This is a genomic window from Halobellus clavatus (assembly GCF_900107195.1).
Classification (GTDB): domain Archaea; phylum Halobacteriota; class Halobacteria; order Halobacteriales; family Haloferacaceae; genus Haloquadratum; species Haloquadratum clavatum.
The window spans coordinates 113,555-130,282 of the sequence record NZ_FNPB01000010.1; the positions used below are offsets into that span (position 1 = coordinate 113,555).

Here is a 16,728-nt window from a genome sequence, read left to right on the forward strand (position 1 = left end):
GCAATCGGGGCGGAGCCGAAGGGGCCGAGAGTCCGGGCGGCGGTCGAGACGACTCAGTCGTCGGCGGCGACCGGGGTCTGTGCCGTCGCGGGTTCGGCTTCGGCCAATGGCTCGGATTCGGCGTCCCCTGTCCAGGAAAGGTTCTCCTCGTAGTGGAAGGCCTCGTGATCCCGAGTGGGATCGACGACCGTCAGCGAGAGCCAGTCGTTGTCGAGCAGTTCGACGAGGTTGGCGTGAGCCGAGAGGATGTCGGTCACGCGCTCGACGGGCGCGTGGATGACCGTCGAGAGCCGGAGCGGCTGGTGGTAGGGCTCGTCGTCGGCCTGCTTCACGGACTGGAGGGGGAGGCCACGCATCAGATCGCCGCCGTTGCCCTGGTAGACCCCGACGTTACCGACGGGGTTGTGCGTGACCTTCGATCCGCTCCCGTACGCGGCGGTGTCGACGGTCGCGAAGTAGTACTGGGTGTTGATCCACTGGGTGACGACCATCGGCCCGGTCAGGATCGCTTCGAGCGCGTCGCCCTCGGCGTCGGTCCGCCAGTCGTAAGAGTGCAGGAACGCGCGGCCGTCGAGGTCGACGTCCGCAGTGAGATCGCGGGGGCCGATGACGAAGCCGGCGTTGCCGGCGAGGCCCCACTCGGGCCGGGTCTCCGCCCAGTCGGCGGCGCGGCGCTCGGTCTCACGGGCGGGGTTCGACGCGTCCCCACCCATCGACGCCACGCGTTCGGCCGCCGCCGATTCGGCCGCCGCCGCGAGATCGCCCCGCAGTTGGTCGAGATCGCCAGCGTGGCTCTCGGGGACGGGATCGTCGAACAGTTCGATCTCGTCGGTCGTGGTGTTGTGTTCGCCGGCGACGAAGACGGTGTCGTCGGGGATCTCGATTCCGCGCGTTTCGAGCGCCGCCCGCACCGCCTCGTCGTTGCAGATCGCCGCGAGCACGCGGGCGTTCGGGCCGCCGGGGCTCCCGGCGCAGGCACCGCAATCGAGACTCGATTCGTGGGGGTTGTTCGTGGTCTCACTCGCGTGGCCCGCGAACACGACCACACGCGCGAACTCGTCCCAGCCCATCAGCTCGAAGGCCGTCGCGGCGTACTCGACGCGCTCCTCGTGGGTCAGCCCCGCAGGGAGGCCGCCGTCGGCGGCAGGGGTGCCGGAGTCCGCTCCCGCGTCGGGATCGAGCACCGGCCGGCAGAACTCCATCGGGCTCGGGATCCGCTCGTCGATCGCGTCGATGGCGTCGTGAACCCGACCGGGGAGAAGGGTCCGAGCGGTGAGCGCGGCCCCGTAGCCGCTCCCGGCGGTCTCGACAAAACTGAACGCGGTCGCCGCGTTCGACTTGAGCGACTCGATGAGGTGTTCGGCTGCCTCGAACCCGGCCGTCCAGCGCGCGTGATCCGCGTGGCGGTGGTCGTGGTCGTCGCTCGGCCGGTCCGCGATCCGGTGTTCGGGATCGACGATCGGCGGGCACGCGTTCGTTCTCGTGGCCGCGTCGTACCCCTCGTACCGCATCGGGATCCCGAAGAAGCCCGCGTAGCCGTGCGTCTCGTAGTCTCCGGTCGACTCGATGTGCCGACGGATGACTTCCGACCGCGTGTCGATACAGAAGACCAGTTGCGCGTCCGGCCTGTCGCCATCGCGTTCCTCGGTGAGCGAGGCGCTCCGCGTCGCGACGACGTCGCTCAGTTCGTCGCGGTACGTCGCCTCCCACGCGGTCAGGAAGGCCTCGGCGGGCGGGGCGGCGTCTGTCGGTGCAGCGTCGTCCCCGGTGCCTGGCGTCTCGTGCCCGCTCGTATCCGCCGGTGCGATCGGCGCACCGAACGCGTCTGCGAGCGTCAGTCGGACGGCCAGGTAGCCCGGGAGCGTGATCGGGTGCGCGGACTGCCAGACGTCTCCGTCCTCGACGCGCTGTTTGAGCAGCCCCGTCCAGCCCGGGAGCGCGGTCAGGTGGTGTTCGAGAATCGACGGCCAGTGGTCCTGCGGATGCTCGGTCAGGTGCGCGGCGAGTGCGTCGATCGGATCCTCGGGGAGGTTGGCGACTGTTCCGTTCGGGATTTCGCCGTCGTGCCGGGCGACCGAACGGAACGCGCGGTAGAATCCCTGCGAGCGGTCCGGCATCGGCCACTCCGCGGCACCCTGGTCGAGGAACGCCGACAACCACTTCGTCAGGACGTGGTCGACGCGCTCGGAAGCCGGTTCTGAGTCGCGACCCTCGCTGTCGTCGGCCGAATCCGCCGACGCCATCCGGTCTAAGAGCGTCTGGGGGTCGGCGTCGTATCCGTGGCGATCCAGTTCCTCGCGCAGGACGTCGCTATCGATCCGGCCCGCCGCCACGGCCCGGCGGAAGACCGCGGCGCGCGGGTAGCCGTCGGCCCCGAACAGCGCCTCGCCTCGTGCCACCGCCTCGTGGAATGGGCGGTCCTCGAACCCGGCGAGCGGGTTGGCCGTCACGAACGAGTGGAGCGGCCAGACCCGGCCCACCGCCGTCGATGCCTGTTCGATGCTGTCGCGGATGGCTGTCTCAGTACTCATTGTAGTCCTCCGTCGCGGTCGTCATCGTTGTCGTCGGCGAACGGGATGCGTTCAGGAGCGCCACGTAGAGACGGCGACTCCGCTTATACGCGCCAGTGTCGATCGCAACGTAGGCGATCACGAACGCGGCAGCGACGAGTGCGTGAACGGGCGTCAGTGCCGTCGGCGCGGTCACGAGCGGGACGCCGCGCAGAACCGTCGTGATCGCGTTGTAGACGAGGCCGTAGAGGGCGATCGCCGGGAGCAGCACCAGCGGGATCGCGGCCAGACGGGCTGCGGCCGGGAGCGCCTCCTGTCCCAGCGTCGCCCGGGCCGCGTGGGTCGTCGATAAGACGACGATCAGGGTCAACAGCAGTCCGGTGTCGAGTCCCCCTCCCTTTCCGGTGATCACCACGAACACAGCGCCGCCGGCGACGGCCGAGACGGCTGTGACGGCGATCCCGACGACACCGAGTGAGTCGCGGTCCGCCGCTGTCGACGGAGCCGTGCGCTCGACGCGGCTGCCCGTCGAGAGGAACTTGTAGGCCTTATAGAAGCCGTGCAGGACCAGGTGCGTGATCGCGGCACCGAAGAATCCGAGGCCGGCCTGCATCAGCATAAAGCCCATCTGTCCGACCGTCGAGCAGCCGAGCCGGCGCTTGACGTCGGTCTGGACGGACTTCAGTAGTTTACCCCCGAGCGCGCTGACAGTCCCCAGAGTCACGATCGCCAGCATCACGCTCGGTTCGATCGTCACGACCGGTGCGACGCGGAGCAGGAGAATCCCGCCGGCGTTGACAAACCCCGCGTGCATCAGTGCCGACGCCGGAGTCGGGGCCGTCATCGACGAGAGGAGCCACGTGTGAAACGGCAGGAGCGCGGACTGGATCGCCGCCGCGAGGACGAGCGTGCCGGCAGCGACGAACACCACGGGGCCGGACAGCGACCCGGCCGCCGCGGCGACGCCGGAGACCGTCGTCGCTCCGGTCTGCCACCACAGGACGGCGAACGCACCGCCCACCAGCGCGCTACTGCCGACGAAGTACCGGCGGGCGAGGCCGGCGGCCGCCTGCGCCTGTGACCAGCCGCGAACGTGACCGATCAGGTCGGCCATCACGAGCCCCATAGCCAGCCAGCCGCCGACGAACAGCGCGGCGTGGTCGGCAGCGGCCAGCAGCATCACGGCCACGGTGAAGCCGAAGACGCGCGTGAAAAAGCGGGCGAGCCCCGAGTCGCCAGCCATATACCGGCGCGAGTAGCTGTGGACGATCCCGCTGAAGAAGGTCACGACGACCCACAGCAGGGCGGTCAGCCCGTCGACCGTCACGGCACCGAAGAACTGCCACGGCGCGTCGGCCCCGCCGAGGACTCGCACGCCGAGCACGCCAAGACTCGCGGCGAACAGCGCCCACACGAGTCGCGTGAACGCCGCCGGCGCGAACGGCGTCGCGTCCGTGACCTCGCTCGGTACCGGTCCCACCGTCGTCGACTGTGTCTCGTCCGTCATGCGTTGATACGTGGTCGGCCGAGCGCCCCTCGCAGCGAGAGATGAGACACGCAACGAACGGCGCGCGGCCAACTTGCCCCAATATGGAACAGAACGTCTATTAAATCTGTTTATCTGAACAGATCGTTCTCTCATCTTGTATTATAGAACATTATGTTCTTTGATGTGTGGCGTGGTCACACGGAACTCGGTCGATCCGGTTGGCTCTCTCGGCGCGTGCAGGGCGGAATTTCCGGAAGGTACGAGACGATCGAGAGCAACGAGGAACCACTCCGCAGTCGTCCGACTCGACGGCACCGACGTGCTGACGCGAGCGGCCTTATTCCGTGCCGAACTCCCCGAACGGCGTCGTCTCGTGGCTCCGGACGAGGACCTCGTCGGCGACGGTCAATCCCATCTCCAAGAGCTCCTGCGCGACGGGGGTGATGTCGTCGTCGTCCTTCCCGACGACGGTGACGAGGAGGTTCTGTTCGCCCGTGACCAGTTCCTGTACGGAGACGACGCCGTCGATCGCTAAGATCCCGGGGATGAGTTCGCCGCGCTCGGGGATCGAGGCGGTGCAGAACAGCAGCATCCGGAGCGGGTAGCCGGACGCCTGATAGTCGATCTCGGCGCTGTAGCCCTTGATGACGCCGTCGGATTCGAGCCGTTGAATCCGCTTGCGGACGGTGCTCCCCGAGGTCTCGGTGCGCTCGGCGATGTCCCCCGAGGACATATTACGGGCGTCTTCCTGAAGCGCGTGAAGAATCGCTCGATCGACGTCGTCGACGTCCTCTTGACTCATACGCACTTATCGCGAGTGGCGAACTAAGATACTTCGGCTCCCTGGCTGTGTGTTCTCCGAACCGCCCTCTCAGTCGCTCCGGGCCCGTTCGATTTCGCGCGTGAACGCCCGTGCGGTGTCGGTAATGGCCTCGAAGTCACCCGCCGCGATCGCGTCGGCATCCATAATCGCACTGCCCGCGCCGACGACGGCCGCACCGGCCTCGATGTAGTCGCCGACGTTGTCGGCGTCGATGCCGCCGGTCGGCATCAGCGGGATCTGCGGCAGCGGGCCGGCGATGCTGGAGAGGTGTCCGGGCCCCATCGACGAGGCGGGGAACACCTTCGCGACGTCGGCACCGGCCTCGTAGGCGTCAAGCGCCTCGGTCGGCGTCAGCACGCCGGGGGCGACGAGCGTCCCGTAACGGTTGCACGTCTCGACGACGTCCGCGTCGAAGGTGGGGCTGACGACGAACTCGGCGCCGCGTTCGACCGCCCGCCGAGCGGTCGCACCCTCGAGAACCGTCCCGGCCCCGACGATCGCCTCGTCCGCCGAGAACGACGCAGCGACCTCCTCGATGAGCGCCATCGCGTCGGGGTTGTCGGCGGTGATCTCGTAGGCCGTGACGCCGCCGTCGTGAAGCGCCTGAGCGACCTCGATGACCGTATCGGCGTCTGCGCCGCGCATCACCGCGACGACGCCGCTGTCGACCAGCCGATCGAAATCCGAACTCGGATCTGGGATACTCATCTCGTCTCTCCGTCGTCGGGGAGACAAGATAAAAGCAGGCGACGCGCAGTGGCGACGTGCGCGGTCGCGAGCCCAGCGAAGGCTGCACTCAGTGCACTCAGTCCGTCTGTGGGACCGCGTACGCGCCCGCGACGAAGAACGCGGCGGCCAGCACTGCGGCGATCACGAGATTCGGGAGCACCACGGTCGTCGCGTCGGCGTACGTGACCGCGCGGATCCCGCGGGCGACGTACGTCAGTGGCGAGAGACCGAGCGCGGGGCGGAACCACGCGGGGAGGAGTTCGGGCGTGACGAACGTCTCCGAGAGGAACAGCAGCGGGAGTGCGATGGCGTTCGACGCCGCAATGACGCCGTCCTGGGAGTCGGCGACACGGCCGATGATCGCACCCAGGCCACAGAAGAGCACGACGCCGACGGCGACGAGCGGAACCACGAGGAGCGTCGCGGGCGACAGCGCCAGCGCGGTTCCGGTGACGAGCACCGACAGCGCGAGTAAGAGGAGCGCGGCGACGCCGATGACGACGACGTTCACGAGCGATTGCGCGAGGAGCCACTCGGCGCGAGAGAGTGGCGTCGTCGACAGCTTCTCGAACTGGCTCCCCGCCCGGTGCCGCGCCACTGTGCTCCCGACCCGCGATAGTGGCGTGAACAACACGACGACGGCGAGGTAGCCGGCGACGTAGTAGCCCTTCGGCTCGGCGAAGATGCCGCCGCCGGTCGGCTGGGTCTGGATCAGCGCGCCGAAGATCACGACGATGATCGCGGGGAAGAAAAACGTGAAGAACACCGCAGTCCGGCGGCGAAGGAATGCGTGCCAGGCCGCCGTGAACTCCGCGCGGAGGCGACCGTGACGGGTCACTGGTCCTCACCTGCCGTCGCGGGCGGAGATGCCGCCGTGACCGCGGCCGATCCCTCGAACGCGTCACCCGTGAGTTCGAGGTAGACGTCCTCTAAGTCCGGTTGTTTCCACGTCAGCGATTCGAAGGCGAGCCCCGCGGCGTCGAGCGCGTCGACGACATCGCCGATCTCCCGCGGGCCGACGTCTTCGACAACCAGCCGGTCGCCGCGGGTCGAAACCGCGTGCGAGAGCGTCTCCGTGAGGCCGGCAGGGGTGGCGTCGGTCTCGACGAGGAGTCGGGACGCGCCGCCGTGGGTCTCCACGAGGTCCCGCGGGGAGCCGACGGTGACGAGATCGCCCTCGGTGAGAAAGCCCACGCGGTCCGAGAGCCGCTCGACCTCCGCCATCGAATGAGAGGTGAGAAAGACTGTGGTCCCGCCGGCGGCCAGTTCCTCGAGCAGTTCCCACAGGGCTCGCCGACCGGCCGGGTCGATCCCGGTCGTCGGCTCGTCGAGGAAGAGCACGTCGGGGTCGTTCACGAGCGCGATCGCGACGCAGACGCGGCGCTTTTGCCCCCCGGAGAGTTCCTCGTACCACTGCTCGGCCGGGCCGCCCTCGATGCCCACGTCCGCGAGCACCGCGGCTGGGTCGCGGCCCGCATCGTACCGACCGGCGTACTGCGCGAGCAACTCCCGGGGCGTGAGGCGACCGGCGGGCGAGAAGGACTGCGGCAGCAGGCCGATCCGCGACGGGTCGACCGCCGTCGGCTCCCGACCCAAGAGCGAGACCTCGCCTGTCACCGCCGTCGTCCCGGTGAGTGCGCGGACGAGCGTCGTCTTGCCGGCACCGTTCGGCCCGACGAGGCCGAACACCTCGCCGGCGTCGACGGAGAGCGAGACGCCGTCGAGCGCCGTCACGTCACCGTAGGATTTGGTCACGCCCTCGGCGACGAGTGCGGCTGTCATACCTACGGCTCGGAGGCCTCCGGTCCTAAGGCGTTCGGATTCGATCGACGGGGGACGATACTTGTGTCTCGGAACCAAGCAATCGGTATGAAGCGTCTGCGACGACGGCGGTTCCTTCGGGTCAGTGGCCTCGCCGCGCTCGGGTCGGTGGCGGGCTGTAGCGCCTCCGAGGACCCGGCCGGTGAGGACGGCGACGCCGGAGAGACGGCCAGCGCGTACGGGACGACAGACGGGTCGGACAGTGGCGACACCCAGAGCACGCGAGTCCCGACGCCCACCGAGAGTGGCGGCCCCAGTCCGGCGCTCGACGGGGCGCGCGTCGCGCTCGAGACCGTCGCGTCGGGGTTCTCGGCCCCGCTGGACTTCGTCGCCCCAGAGGACACGGACCGACGGTTCGTCGTCGACCGCGACGGACGGATCTGGGACGTCACCGACGACGGCCGTCGGGAGACGCCGTTTCTGGACCTCACCGACCGGATCGTCCTCGGGAGCGAGCGCGGCCTGCTCGGCGTCGCCGCACACCCGTCATTCGCGAGTAACGGCCGGCTGTACGTTCGCTACAGCGCACCGTCGCGGGAGGGGACGCCCGACGGGTACAGTCACACGTCCGTGCTCGCGGAATTCACTGTCGACCCGGCCGCACGGGTCGCCGAGGACGCGCAGGAGCGCACGCTGTTGGAAGTGCCGCAACCACAGGGGAACCACGACGCTGGCGCGGTCGCGTTCGGCCCGGAGGGCTCCCTCTACGTGCCCTTCGGCGACGGTGGCGGAGCCAACGACGTCGGACAGGGTCACGCCGAGGACTGGTACGACGCCGTCGACGGTGGCAACGGCCAGAACGTCACGGACAATCTGCTCGGGAGCGTCCTCCGGATCGACGTCGACGGCCGCGGTGGTGTCGACGGGAGCGACGGCGAGAAGCCCTACGCGATCCCCGACTCGAACCCGCTCGTCGGGCGCGAGGGACCCGCCGAGCAGTACGCCTGGGGCTTCCGGAACCCCTGGCGGCTCTCGTTTCACGGGACGGACTGCTACGTCGCGGACGTCGGCCAGAACGCCTGGGAGGAGGTGAATCTGCTCGAATCCGGAGGCAACTACGGCTGGAACGTTCGCGAGGGAGCCCACTGCTTCCGGCGTGCGGACTGCCCGACGACGACGCCCGACGGCGAACCGTTCGTCGATCCGGTGGCGGAGTACCCCCACGAGGGCGGCGAGGTCGCCGGGATCTCGATCATCGGCGGCCACGTCGCGACCGGGGACGCGGTCTCGGAGCTCCGCGGCGCCTACGTCTTCGCGGACTACGTGGCTCGCGGCCGGCTGTTCGCGGTCGATCCCGGTACTACGCCGCCCTGGGAGATCGCGACCGTCCCGGTCAGCGGCGACACCGAATTAGGCCAGTACGTGCTGGGATTCGGCCGCGATCAGGCCGGAGACCTCTACGCGCTGTCGACAGACCAGAGCGGCGGCGACGGCGAGTCGGGTCGTCTCCTCCGACTCGTGGCGCCCTGACGTCGACGCGCCGCTATGTGGAATCGGCGGTATCCGAACTGTCGGCGGGATTCTCGGCGTCTTCGGTGTCGCTTTCTCCGTCGTCGCTCGTGCTGTCGGCGTCCGCTGGATGGCTGTCCGCGTCCGTGGCGTGGCTGTCGGCGTCCGCTGGATGGCTGTCGGCGTCCCCGGTTTCGTGGTCGGCGCTGTCCGTCTCGCCGTCGGCATCCTCGTCGCTGTCCGCTGTGGGGTCCACGCGACCGGTGCCGCCTGCCACCTCGTCTTTGATCGATTCCAGTTCCGCCTCGACGTCGACTTCGGGAGTCGCTTTCCCCTCCGCGGAGTGGTGTTCGTCGTCTCCGTTGCTGGCGTCCGCACCCGGGTCCGTCTGCGGCCCGGTGACGTCGATTTCGACCGCCTCTGTCGTGTGGGTCGTACGTCGGTCCGTGTCGGCTCGTCCGTCCGAATCAGTTCGTTCCGCCACGTCGGTCTCCCGGTGCTCACGTCCGGACGCGCCGCGTGCCGCGTACGCGTCTCCCCGCTCGCCCGACGCCGAAAGGCGGGCCGAGACCTCCTCGGAGAGTTGCCGGGCGTCTTCGAGTAACTCGCGGGAGGGCTCGTCGTCGGGGAGATCAGACTCCGAGAGCGCGCGCTGCAGTTCGGAGAGGGCGCGTTCGACGCCGGACGCGGCCCCGCGGCCGAGGTCGGCAACACCGTCACTCAGGCGGGCGGTCGACGACGCGCCGGGGTCGCGAGCGTCCCGTGAGTCGAGCGCCGATCGCTCCGGGTCGACGAGTCGCAGGACGCTGCGGAGGAGTTCCAACGAGCGGATCGTCGCCTCGAGTGTCGAGATGAGCGTCGGAATCGTGTGCTGTTCGGTGAAGCGAAACAGCTCCGAGGGTGAGGGCGGACGCAGGCCACGCTGACGGCGACGCCCCGAACCGGTTCGCTGCGCCGGCGACGCCGTGTCGTCCCGTCGTTCCAGTTCGTCGCGGAGGGTCGAGAGCGTCCGGTCGAGGTCCTCGACGAGGCCGCGGAGGTCCTCGTCAGCGAGGTCGTCCGGGTCGGGAGCAGCCATATCACTGCTTGGGCGTGCAGCGGCAAAAAGTGTCCGTGCAGGTCGCGATCGATTCGGTCACGACACCGTCGTCTCGGTCGGGTGCTCGACGCGGCGTCGCCAGGCACCCTCGACAGCGTGGTCGTGGTCGGGATGGAGACAGTCCGCCAGCACTTCGAGAGACGCAACGAGGCGGGGGCCCGGACGATTGAAGAGCGCATTGCCGTCGGCGGCGTAGACGTGGCCGCTGCGGACCGCGCTGAGATCCGCCCACCCCGGCCGTGCGGCCAACTCGGCGACGGCCTCGGCCGCCCGGTCCGGCCCGAACCCGCAGGGTGCGACCACCAGCCGCTCGGGGTCGTACGCGCGGAGGTCCGACCAGCGGACCGGCTCCGACGGACCGTCGGGCTGGAACGACGCGTCGCCGCCGGCGATCCCGACGAGATCGCGGACCCAGTGACCGGCCCTGATCGGCGGGTCCGTCCAGTCGAGCACCGCGGTCCGTGGGCGATCGGCATCTTCGGCACGTGATCGAACCCGTTCGATGCGGTCTCGGGCCGCCTCGAGCAGTTGCTCGGCGTTCTCGACTCGGTCGACGGCGTCGCCGACGCGACGGACGTCGGCGAGCACCTCCTCGAAGGAGTGTGGATCCAGGGTGAGCACCGTCGCGTCGAGGTCCCGAGCGGCGACCGTCTCGAAGACTGCCGAGGACTCGACCGCGCAGACGTCGCAGGTGGCCTGTGTGACGATGATGTCGGGGTCGAGGGCTTCGAGCCGATCCGCGTCGATGTCGTACACCGCGCCGTCGACGGACTGCATCTGCTCGTCGATCTCGCGGCTCGATCGCCCCTCGTGGTCGATGATGGTACTCGTGACGCGGGGGCGATCGGTGACATCGGGCGGGTGATCGCAGCTGTGTGAGATCCCGACGGGGTCGACGCCGACGGCCGACAGGATCTCGGTCGCGGAGGGGAGCAGGGAGACGGCGCGCATATCGGCGAGTCGGCCCCTGTGAGAATAAATTCGGGGGTGAGGAACGGACGCTCGATCGGCGGTCGATTACCGGAACCGGCCGCGGTCGTACTGCTTCGGCCACTCGATATCGACGCCGAGTTCGTGGGCGGCCTCCAGCGCGAAGTAGGGGTTTCGGAGGTGCTCGCGGCCGACGATCGCGAGGTCGGCCCGGTCGTTCCGGATCAGCTGATCGGCCTGCTGGGGCGTCGTAATCCCGCCGACGGCACCGACACGGATCTCCGTGGCGTCACCGACGCGCTCGGCGTAGGGGACCTGATAGCCCGGGCCGGTCGAGGGGAGTTGTTGATCCGGGTGGATACCGGCCGAACTGACGTCGATCAGATCTGCGCCGGCGTCGGCCAAGAGCGGGGCGAGGCGGGCCGAGTCCTCGACGGTCCACGAGTCGCGGTCCGGGAGCCAATCACTCGCCGAGATTCGGACGAAGACCGGGGCCTCCTCGGGCCACACCGATCGGACCGCCTCGGTCACCTCGCGGACGAGTCGCGCGCGGTTCTCGAAGGTCCCGCCGTACGCGTCGTCGCGGTCGTTGGTGACCGGCGAGAGGAACTCGTGGAGCAGGTAGCCGTGCGCTGCGTGTACCTCTGCGACCTGGAAGCCGATGTCGCGTGCGCGCTCGGCGGCGAGGCGGAACTGCTCGATCACCCGATCGATGTCGGAGTGGTCCATCGCCTGCGTCGGGACGTCGCCGTCCTCGTGTGGGTAGGGGTTCGCACTCGGTGCGAGCGTCTCCCAACCGCCCGCATCGGGCGCGATCGGGCCGCCGCCGTCCCAGGGCGGGCGGGTGCTCGCCTTCCGCCCGGCGTGCGCCAACTGGATCCCAGGGACGCTACCGCGCTCGCGGATGAACCCGACAGTGTCCCGGAGCGCGTTGGCGTGATCGTCCGACCAGATGCCGAGGTCTTGCGGGGTGATTCGCCCCGTGGGCGAGACGGCCGTCGCTTCGGACATCACGACGCCCGCACCGCCGACGGCGCGGCTACTCAAGTGCACGTGGTGCCAGTCGGTCGCGAACCCCTCGGGCGCGGAGTACTGACACATCGGCGACATCATAATTCGGTTCGGAATCGTCGTGTCCCGGAGCGAAAGCGGCGTGAAGAGTGAGTCAGTCACACCGGATCGGTCGAACTGGACGGACTAATACTGTCTGCACTCGTCCCGACGAGGCGGCGATTGTTTAGGCCGACCAAAAACATTATACACGCCTGCACGTCACTTGCTGATGATGGAACACAGCGACGCCGACCCGCGCGCGACCGACGGAGAGACGGGCACCGCTCACGAACAGATCTCCGCACACCAGTCCTCGCCCGACAGGGTCGTCTTCACCGAGGCCGACAACAGCGACGGGTGGATCGCGCTCGACGCGGACGCCGCGGTCACCATCGAGCGCTGAAGCGGCGTCCCGAACCGCCCGGACCGGTCAAGAAGAGATGCGGTCGGTATTACTCGCTGACGAGCGTGTCGTCTTCGAGGTAGTGCTCGATGTGGTGCGCCGCCTCCTCAACCTCGATGAGGTTCTCGCGGAGCATATGAGCGGTCGTGGGGTCGCCGAGGTTCTGAGCGAGTTCGATGTGGTCGCGGAGCGATTCGATGATGTCGCCGTACATTTCCATATCGTTCTCGAGCGACGTGCGGATGTCGTAGACGTCTTCGTCTTCGGCCTCGACCGTCGCCTGCTCGGTCAGTGCGTCCATCCCAGCGACCGGGACGCCACCGAGTGCCTGGGCGCGCTCGGCGAGTTCGTCGGCGAACGCTTCGGCCTCCTCGGCGGCGTCGCCGAGGAAGAGATGGAGGTCGCGGAACTCTGCGCCCTCGACGTTCCAGTGGTGCTTCTTCAACTGGTGATAGAGGACGTACGTCGAGGCGAGGTCGGTGTTCAGCGCGTCGACGAGCTGGCTCGCTTTGTCTGCGTCGATCCGGAGCGCGTCGCTTCCTTCGACTTCGTCGGCCCGCTGTCGGACGGTCTGTTGGGTACTCATTACGGTTGTATATGGGGTCGCCAACAACTTAGTTCTTTTCGCGAAAAAATATTTTTCCAAAACAAAAACCCGCTCGGCGAATTGTCACCCGATCGGGTCGGCGGCCGACGCTCAGTCAGTCGCGACTTCGACGTCGTCCTGGTGCGTTCCCAGTTCGACGACCGTCCCGTCGTGGCGGCACGTTTCGAGGGCGTGTTTGGCTTCCATTCCTGCCCCGTGGGGCGTCTTGTCGATGCCGACGCCGACCTTGAGTTCGACGCCCGCGGTGGCCTCGACGTGCGAGATCGACTCGCGGTAGTCGGCTTCGGTCATCCCGGGACAGATCGAGATGATGTTGTCGCCGCCGACGAAGAAGGACAGGCCGCCGTGCTCCTCGCGGAGGTACCGCATCAGCGTCGCGTAGCCCTGTTCGATCTGGATGAACGAGTCGAACTCGTTGAGTTGGTCGGTGTACTTGCCGGTGGCGTCGTTGACGTCGAAGTGGGCGATCTGGACGTCCTCGGGCGTCCGCTGTTCTTCTGCGAGGTACTCACCGAAGCGGACCTCTCGGCGGTCGCCGTCCTGGGCGGAGCCGGCTTCCTGCAGCCCCGCTGTGGCCGATTCGAGCGCCACGATCGGCGAGGGGTCGGTCCCGGTGCCGAGACTGATCGTGACCGGATAGCGGTTCCCGATCGTCTCCTGAAGCAGGTCGTGATCCGTTCGGTCGAGACCGTTCGTGATCGCGACCATATTGTCGAAGCGAGTGAAGAAGACGTATCCTCCGCGGCCGCCGATGAACTGCGCGAGGTCGGCGAAGAGCCGCGACTGCATCGTCTGGAGGTCCATCTCACGCCGCGGATTCGGCGTGACGGTCCACGGTCCGTAGTTATCGATCTGAATGAGAGTGAGCTGGGCGTTCGTCACATTCGGACTCTGGGACGTGCCCTATATGCCTCTTTCCGTATCAGATCAGTTTTGCATCCCATTTCTGAGACGGTGTACGGCAGCACGGGCCGGTGCGGCCGCTACGTTGAACACGGCGTCGCATCTAGCGATGGTGATGGACGTGCGCGGTGTCATCTTCGACGTGGACGGAACAGTCGTGCGGGGCGACGAGCCGATTGCCGGGGCGCAGGCCGGTATCGACGCCGTCGAAACCGCCGGGATCCGTCGGCTCTTCGTCTCGAACAACCCGACGAAGCCGCCAGAGGCGTACGAGGCCCGCCTGGAGCGCGCGGGGATCCACGTCGAGGCCGACGAAGTGCTCACCGCCGGGACGCTGACTGCGGCGTACCTCTCGGAGTACCACGCCGACGACCGGATCGCGGTGGTCGGGGAACCGGGACTCGTCGACCTCCTCTCGGCGGTGGGGCTGTCGGTCGAGCGGGTGGATTCGAGCGGCGAACTCGAACAGACGCCCGACACGCTCGTCGCGTCGCTCGACCGCGAGTTCGATTACGAGATGCTGCGGGCCTGTCTGTGGCTTCTCAGCAAGGAGCAGGTCGCGTTCCTCGGGACCGATCCCGACGTCGTCATCCCGGCGCCGGAGGGCGACGTCCCCGGATCAGGTGCGGTCATCGATGCCATCGCGAACGTCGCGGGTCGCGCCCCGTCGGCCATCCTCGGAAAGCCCAGCGAGACCGCGCGAGCGATGGCACTGGACCGCTTGGACCTTCCGCCGGAGGACGTCCTCGTCGTGGGCGACCGCCTCGATACCGACATCGCTCTCGGAGCCCAGGCGGGGATGACGACAGCGCTGGTCCGGACCGGCGTCACCGACGACGACGACCTCGCGGCGTCGGCGATCAAACCGGACTACGTGCTTGACTCGCTCGCGGAGTTGCCCCCGCTCCTGAGCGATACATAACGATAAATAGTCAATAAGTATAACATTCTGGCGTGCCTATCAGCGGACGCTATGGGCAAAGAGATCCTGATGATCGTCGGCGACTTCGGTGAGGACTACGAGACGATGGTACCGTACCAGGCGCTCGAGATGGTCGGCCACGACGTCGACGCCGTCTGTCCGGAGAAAGAGGCGGGCGAAACGGTCAAGACCGCGATCCACGACTTTCGCGGCGACCAGACGTACCTCGAAGAGCGCGGCCACAACTTCGAGGTCACCGCGACGTTCGCAGACGTCGACCCCGCCGATTACGACGCGCTCGTCGTCCCCGGTGGGCGTGCGCCGGAGTATCTCCGCACCTACGACGAGGTGTTAGCGGCCGTCCGACACTTCTTCGAGGCAGACAAGCCAGTCGCGGCGCTCTGTCACGGGCCGCAGATCCTCGCGGCGGCGGGCGTCCTCGACGGCTACGAGATGACGGCCTATCCCGCGGTCCGGCCGGAGGTCGAGGCCGCGGGGTGCTCGTGGGTCGATGGCGTGACCGTCGACGACAACCTCGTGACCGGGCAAGCCTGGCCTGATCACCCCGAGTGGCTCGCGGCGTTCCTCGATCTCCTCGGGACGGAGATCGAAGCCGGCGAACCGGCAGTCGCAGACGACTGAGTTGCGGTATGTGGTAACGTCTGACAAACCTTTTTATACGATCGTCGCGTGACACCCTGTATGGACCACCAGCCAAACAGCCCATACGTGTACGCAAAGGACGTCTCAGAACCCGCGGGTCCGTACGTCTCACACGACGAAGTCGAAGAAACCGACGTCCCGGATCCCGAGGGCCGAGACGTGGTCATCGCCGACGGGGAGGCGATGAGTTACCGAGCGTACCACCGGCGCTGAGTGGGGCCGCCTCAGAACGCGTCGCCGTGGGCGGTGATTGCCGCGCGAAGTTCTTCACGGAGCGCGCTGTGGACGTGACAGATGTCCTCCGCGCGATCGACGATTTCTGCGAGTTCCTCGTCCGAGAGGTCGGCCTCCACGTAGAGTTCGAAACGGATCGCTTCGAGGTCGTCGTCCGCGTCCAGATCCGCGTCGGCGTCGATCTGGACCGTCCCGAGGTCGTCGTGTCCGCGCTGTTGTGCGCCCACACGAACGGCCGGGAGGAAACAGGACGCGTAGTCCGCCACGAGTGTGGCGTTCGGATTCGGTCCCTGCTCGTCGGTCGCGTCGATCGTGAGTTCGAAGTCGCCGACCTGGCTCGTGCTCGCGTACCCTTCCTCGCTGACGGTTGACGTTTGGATGTCGCTCATACATCCGTAAGACGACCGCTGTCGCCCTAAAGGTTGCTCACCCCGGGCAGGTTCGGCACACTAGAATTATTTATTTCGATAATCAGAGGAAGAATTTATATATTTTCTTAGTTATTGGGCTATTGAATTATGCGAGGGGACAGGGGGAGCATATTCGGCGGGTGGGAAGTGGTGGCGATAGTCGTCGTAGCCATCGGGCTACTCGCCGGGGCCACGTCGCTGTCCGTCGTCGCACACCAGTCGGATACGGCGCAGGTGGGGGGCGATGAGTCGGCTGTTGCGGCCCTGGAATCCACGTTCGGTTCGTCGGTTACGTCAGGTCTCCAAGCGCCCACGGCACGATCGCAAGCGCAGAACGGCAGCGAATCGTCGGACAAGGGACAAGAGCAAGGACAGGGACAAGAGCAAGGACAAGGACAGGAGCAGAAGCAAGGACAGGGACAAGAGCAAGGACAAGGACAGGAGCAGAAGCAAGGACAGGGACAAGAGCAAGGACAAGGACAGGAGCAGAAGCAAGGACAAGGACAGGACCAAGGGCAATCACCTGAACAGCGGGGAGGCTCATCGGGGGAAAATGCCAATCCGCCGGGAGGGGGCAGTGAGCAAAGCCAAGCCGGCGGCAACGGTGAGGGTCCACCAGACGAAGCGCGTGGAACAGACCGCGGGGCCGGAAAGGGCTCTGCCGGCGCACCGGGGCGGGGACC

Annotated in this window: 18 protein-coding genes; 6 read left to right on the forward strand and 12 right to left on the reverse strand. The window is 67.6% G+C overall.

Annotated elements, in window-relative coordinates; translation table 11 throughout:
- Nucleotides 1–53: 53 nt before the first annotated feature.
- The 6 genes from BLU74_RS14020 to BLU74_RS14045 form a co-directional block, all read right to left on the reverse strand.
- Entirely contained in the window at nucleotides 54–2,531 is a 2,478-nt protein-coding gene (locus tag BLU74_RS14020) for a DUF2309 domain-containing protein (RefSeq protein ID WP_089768399.1), read from the reverse strand.
- Nucleotides 2,521–4,017: a proton-conducting transporter transmembrane domain-containing protein gene (locus BLU74_RS14025; RefSeq protein WP_089768402.1), complete on the reverse strand. Its 1,497-nt coding sequence runs from the start codon at nucleotides 4,015–4,017 to the stop codon at nucleotides 2,521–2,523. The genes BLU74_RS14020 and BLU74_RS14025 overlap by 11 nt, the downstream gene beginning before the upstream one ends.
- 319 nt (nucleotides 4,018–4,336) lie before the next feature.
- Nucleotides 4,337–4,801 carry an Lrp/AsnC family transcriptional regulator gene (locus tag BLU74_RS14030; protein ID WP_089768404.1) on the reverse strand — a complete coding sequence of 155 codons (465 nt, stop codon included), beginning with the start codon at nucleotides 4,799–4,801 and terminating at the stop codon, nucleotides 4,337–4,339.
- 69 nt (nucleotides 4,802–4,870) lie between these two features.
- Entirely contained in the window at nucleotides 4,871–5,530 is a 660-nt protein-coding gene (locus tag BLU74_RS14035; protein ID WP_089768406.1) for a bifunctional 4-hydroxy-2-oxoglutarate aldolase/2-dehydro-3-deoxy-phosphogluconate aldolase, read from the reverse strand.
- Between the two features lie 97 nt (nucleotides 5,531–5,627).
- Nucleotides 5,628–6,389 carry an ABC transporter permease gene (locus tag BLU74_RS14040; protein ID WP_089768408.1) on the reverse strand — a complete coding sequence of 254 codons (762 nt, stop codon included), beginning with the start codon at nucleotides 6,387–6,389 and terminating at the stop codon, nucleotides 5,628–5,630.
- Nucleotides 6,386–7,333, reverse strand: coding sequence for an ABC transporter ATP-binding protein (locus tag BLU74_RS14045; protein WP_089768409.1), 948 nt, complete (start codon nucleotides 7,331–7,333; stop codon nucleotides 6,386–6,388). The genes BLU74_RS14040 and BLU74_RS14045 overlap by 4 nt, the downstream gene beginning before the upstream one ends.
- A gap of 87 nt (nucleotides 7,334–7,420) precedes the next feature.
- Here BLU74_RS14045 and BLU74_RS14050 point away from each other — a divergent pair, with 87 nt between their 5' ends.
- Complete coding sequence (locus BLU74_RS14050; protein ID WP_089768411.1) at nucleotides 7,421–8,842, forward strand: PQQ-dependent sugar dehydrogenase; 1,422 nt, start codon at nucleotides 7,421–7,423, stop codon at nucleotides 8,840–8,842.
- Between the two features lie 13 nt (nucleotides 8,843–8,855).
- Here BLU74_RS14050 and BLU74_RS14055 read toward each other — a convergent pair whose 3' ends face one another.
- The 3 genes from BLU74_RS14055 to BLU74_RS14065 all read right to left on the reverse strand — a co-directional run bounded on the left by BLU74_RS14055 (nucleotide 8,856) and on the right by BLU74_RS14065 (nucleotide 12,023).
- On the reverse strand, nucleotides 8,856–9,899 hold the full coding sequence (locus BLU74_RS14055; RefSeq protein ID WP_175454661.1) for a DUF7547 family protein: 1,044 nt from the start codon (nucleotides 9,897–9,899) through the stop codon (nucleotides 8,856–8,858).
- Nucleotides 9,900–9,956: 57 nt separating this feature from the next.
- Complete coding sequence (locus BLU74_RS14060) at nucleotides 9,957–10,871, reverse strand: ABC transporter substrate-binding protein (protein WP_089768413.1); 915 nt, start codon at nucleotides 10,869–10,871, stop codon at nucleotides 9,957–9,959.
- A 66-nt stretch (nucleotides 10,872–10,937) separates the two neighbouring features.
- The gene (locus BLU74_RS14065; RefSeq protein ID WP_089768415.1) at nucleotides 10,938–12,023 is read right to left on the reverse strand and encodes an NADH:flavin oxidoreductase/NADH oxidase; all 1,086 of its coding nucleotides are present in this window, start codon (nucleotides 12,021–12,023) and stop codon (nucleotides 10,938–10,940) included.
- A 112-nt stretch (nucleotides 12,024–12,135) separates the two neighbouring features.
- Here BLU74_RS14065 and BLU74_RS19025 point away from each other — a divergent pair, with 112 nt between their 5' ends.
- The gene (locus BLU74_RS19025) at nucleotides 12,136–12,306 is read left to right on the forward strand and encodes a hypothetical protein (RefSeq protein WP_175454655.1); all 171 of its coding nucleotides are present in this window, start codon (nucleotides 12,136–12,138) and stop codon (nucleotides 12,304–12,306) included.
- A 49-nt stretch (nucleotides 12,307–12,355) separates the two neighbouring features.
- Here the strand turns inward: BLU74_RS19025 and dpsA are convergent, their stop codons facing one another.
- Both dpsA and BLU74_RS14075 read right to left on the reverse strand, forming a co-directional pair.
- The gene (gene dpsA, locus BLU74_RS14070) at nucleotides 12,356–12,892 is read right to left on the reverse strand and encodes a DNA starvation/stationary phase protection protein DpsA (protein WP_089768417.1); all 537 of its coding nucleotides are present in this window, start codon (nucleotides 12,890–12,892) and stop codon (nucleotides 12,356–12,358) included.
- 111 nt (nucleotides 12,893–13,003) lie between these two features.
- A complete protein-coding gene (locus tag BLU74_RS14075) occupies nucleotides 13,004–13,795 on the reverse strand; it encodes a GTP cyclohydrolase III (protein WP_089768419.1) in 792 nt (263 codons plus the stop codon).
- A gap of 136 nt (nucleotides 13,796–13,931) precedes the next feature.
- On the opposite strand from BLU74_RS14075, the gene BLU74_RS14080 reads away from it, so the two are divergent.
- From BLU74_RS14080 to BLU74_RS19030, 3 genes are read left to right on the forward strand one after another with little or no spacing between them, the layout of a single operon-like run.
- Nucleotides 13,932–14,738, forward strand: a complete 807-nt coding sequence (locus BLU74_RS14080) for an HAD-IIA family hydrolase (RefSeq protein ID WP_089768421.1) — start codon at nucleotides 13,932–13,934, stop codon at nucleotides 14,736–14,738.
- A gap of 51 nt (nucleotides 14,739–14,789) precedes the next feature.
- Nucleotides 14,790–15,380 carry a DJ-1/PfpI family protein gene (locus BLU74_RS14085; RefSeq protein ID WP_089768423.1) on the forward strand — a complete coding sequence of 197 codons (591 nt, stop codon included), beginning with the start codon at nucleotides 14,790–14,792 and terminating at the stop codon, nucleotides 15,378–15,380.
- Between the two features lie 60 nt (nucleotides 15,381–15,440).
- The gene (locus tag BLU74_RS19030) at nucleotides 15,441–15,614 is read left to right on the forward strand and encodes a hypothetical protein (RefSeq protein WP_175454662.1); all 174 of its coding nucleotides are present in this window, start codon (nucleotides 15,441–15,443) and stop codon (nucleotides 15,612–15,614) included.
- 11 nt (nucleotides 15,615–15,625) lie between these two features.
- Here the strand turns inward: BLU74_RS19030 and BLU74_RS14090 are convergent, their stop codons facing one another.
- Nucleotides 15,626–16,024, reverse strand: coding sequence for an OsmC family protein (locus BLU74_RS14090; protein WP_089768425.1), 399 nt, complete (start codon nucleotides 16,022–16,024; stop codon nucleotides 15,626–15,628).
- Nucleotides 16,025–16,289: 265 nt separating this feature from the next.
- On the opposite strand from BLU74_RS14090, the gene BLU74_RS19200 reads away from it, so the two are divergent.
- On the forward strand, nucleotides 16,290–16,728 hold a 439-nt coding region (locus BLU74_RS19200), incomplete at its 3' end, for a hypothetical protein (protein WP_217635384.1).

Excerpts from the sequence above, each read along its gene's own strand:
- BLU74_RS14025 (WP_089768402.1), bottom strand. The coding sequence starts at position 4,017 with ATGACGGACGAGACACAGTCGACGACGGTGGGACCGGTACCGAGCGAG.
- BLU74_RS14030 (WP_089768404.1), bottom strand. The coding sequence starts at position 4,801 with ATGAGTCAAGAGGACGTCGACGACGTCGATCGAGCGATTCTTCACGCG.
- BLU74_RS19030 (WP_175454662.1), top strand. The coding sequence starts at position 15,441 with ATGGACCACCAGCCAAACAGCCCATACGTGTACGCAAAGGACGTCTCA.
- BLU74_RS19025 (WP_175454655.1), top strand. The coding sequence starts at position 12,136 with ATGGAACACAGCGACGCCGACCCGCGCGCGACCGACGGAGAGACGGGC.
- BLU74_RS14060 (WP_089768413.1), bottom strand. The coding sequence starts at position 10,871 with ATGCGCGCCGTCTCCCTGCTCCCCTCCGCGACCGAGATCCTGTCGGCC.
- BLU74_RS14035 (WP_089768406.1), bottom strand. The coding sequence starts at position 5,530 with ATGAGTATCCCAGATCCGAGTTCGGATTTCGATCGGCTGGTCGACAGC.
- BLU74_RS14080 (WP_089768421.1), top strand. The coding sequence starts at position 13,932 with ATGGACGTGCGCGGTGTCATCTTCGACGTGGACGGAACAGTCGTGCGG.
- BLU74_RS14020 (WP_089768399.1), bottom strand. The coding sequence starts at position 2,531 with ATGAGTACTGAGACAGCCATCCGCGACAGCATCGAACAGGCATCGACG.
- BLU74_RS14055 (WP_175454661.1), bottom strand. The coding sequence starts at position 9,899 with ATGGCTGCTCCCGACCCGGACGACCTCGCTGACGAGGACCTCCGCGGC.
- BLU74_RS14085 (WP_089768423.1), top strand. The coding sequence starts at position 14,790 with ATGGGCAAAGAGATCCTGATGATCGTCGGCGACTTCGGTGAGGACTAC.
- BLU74_RS14050 (WP_089768411.1), top strand. The coding sequence starts at position 7,421 with ATGAAGCGTCTGCGACGACGGCGGTTCCTTCGGGTCAGTGGCCTCGCC.
- dpsA (WP_089768417.1), bottom strand. The coding sequence starts at position 12,892 with ATGAGTACCCAACAGACCGTCCGACAGCGGGCCGACGAAGTCGAAGGA.
- BLU74_RS14090 (WP_089768425.1), bottom strand. The coding sequence starts at position 16,024 with ATGAGCGACATCCAAACGTCAACCGTCAGCGAGGAAGGGTACGCGAGC.
- BLU74_RS14045 (WP_089768409.1), bottom strand. The coding sequence starts at position 7,333 with ATGACAGCCGCACTCGTCGCCGAGGGCGTGACCAAATCCTACGGTGAC.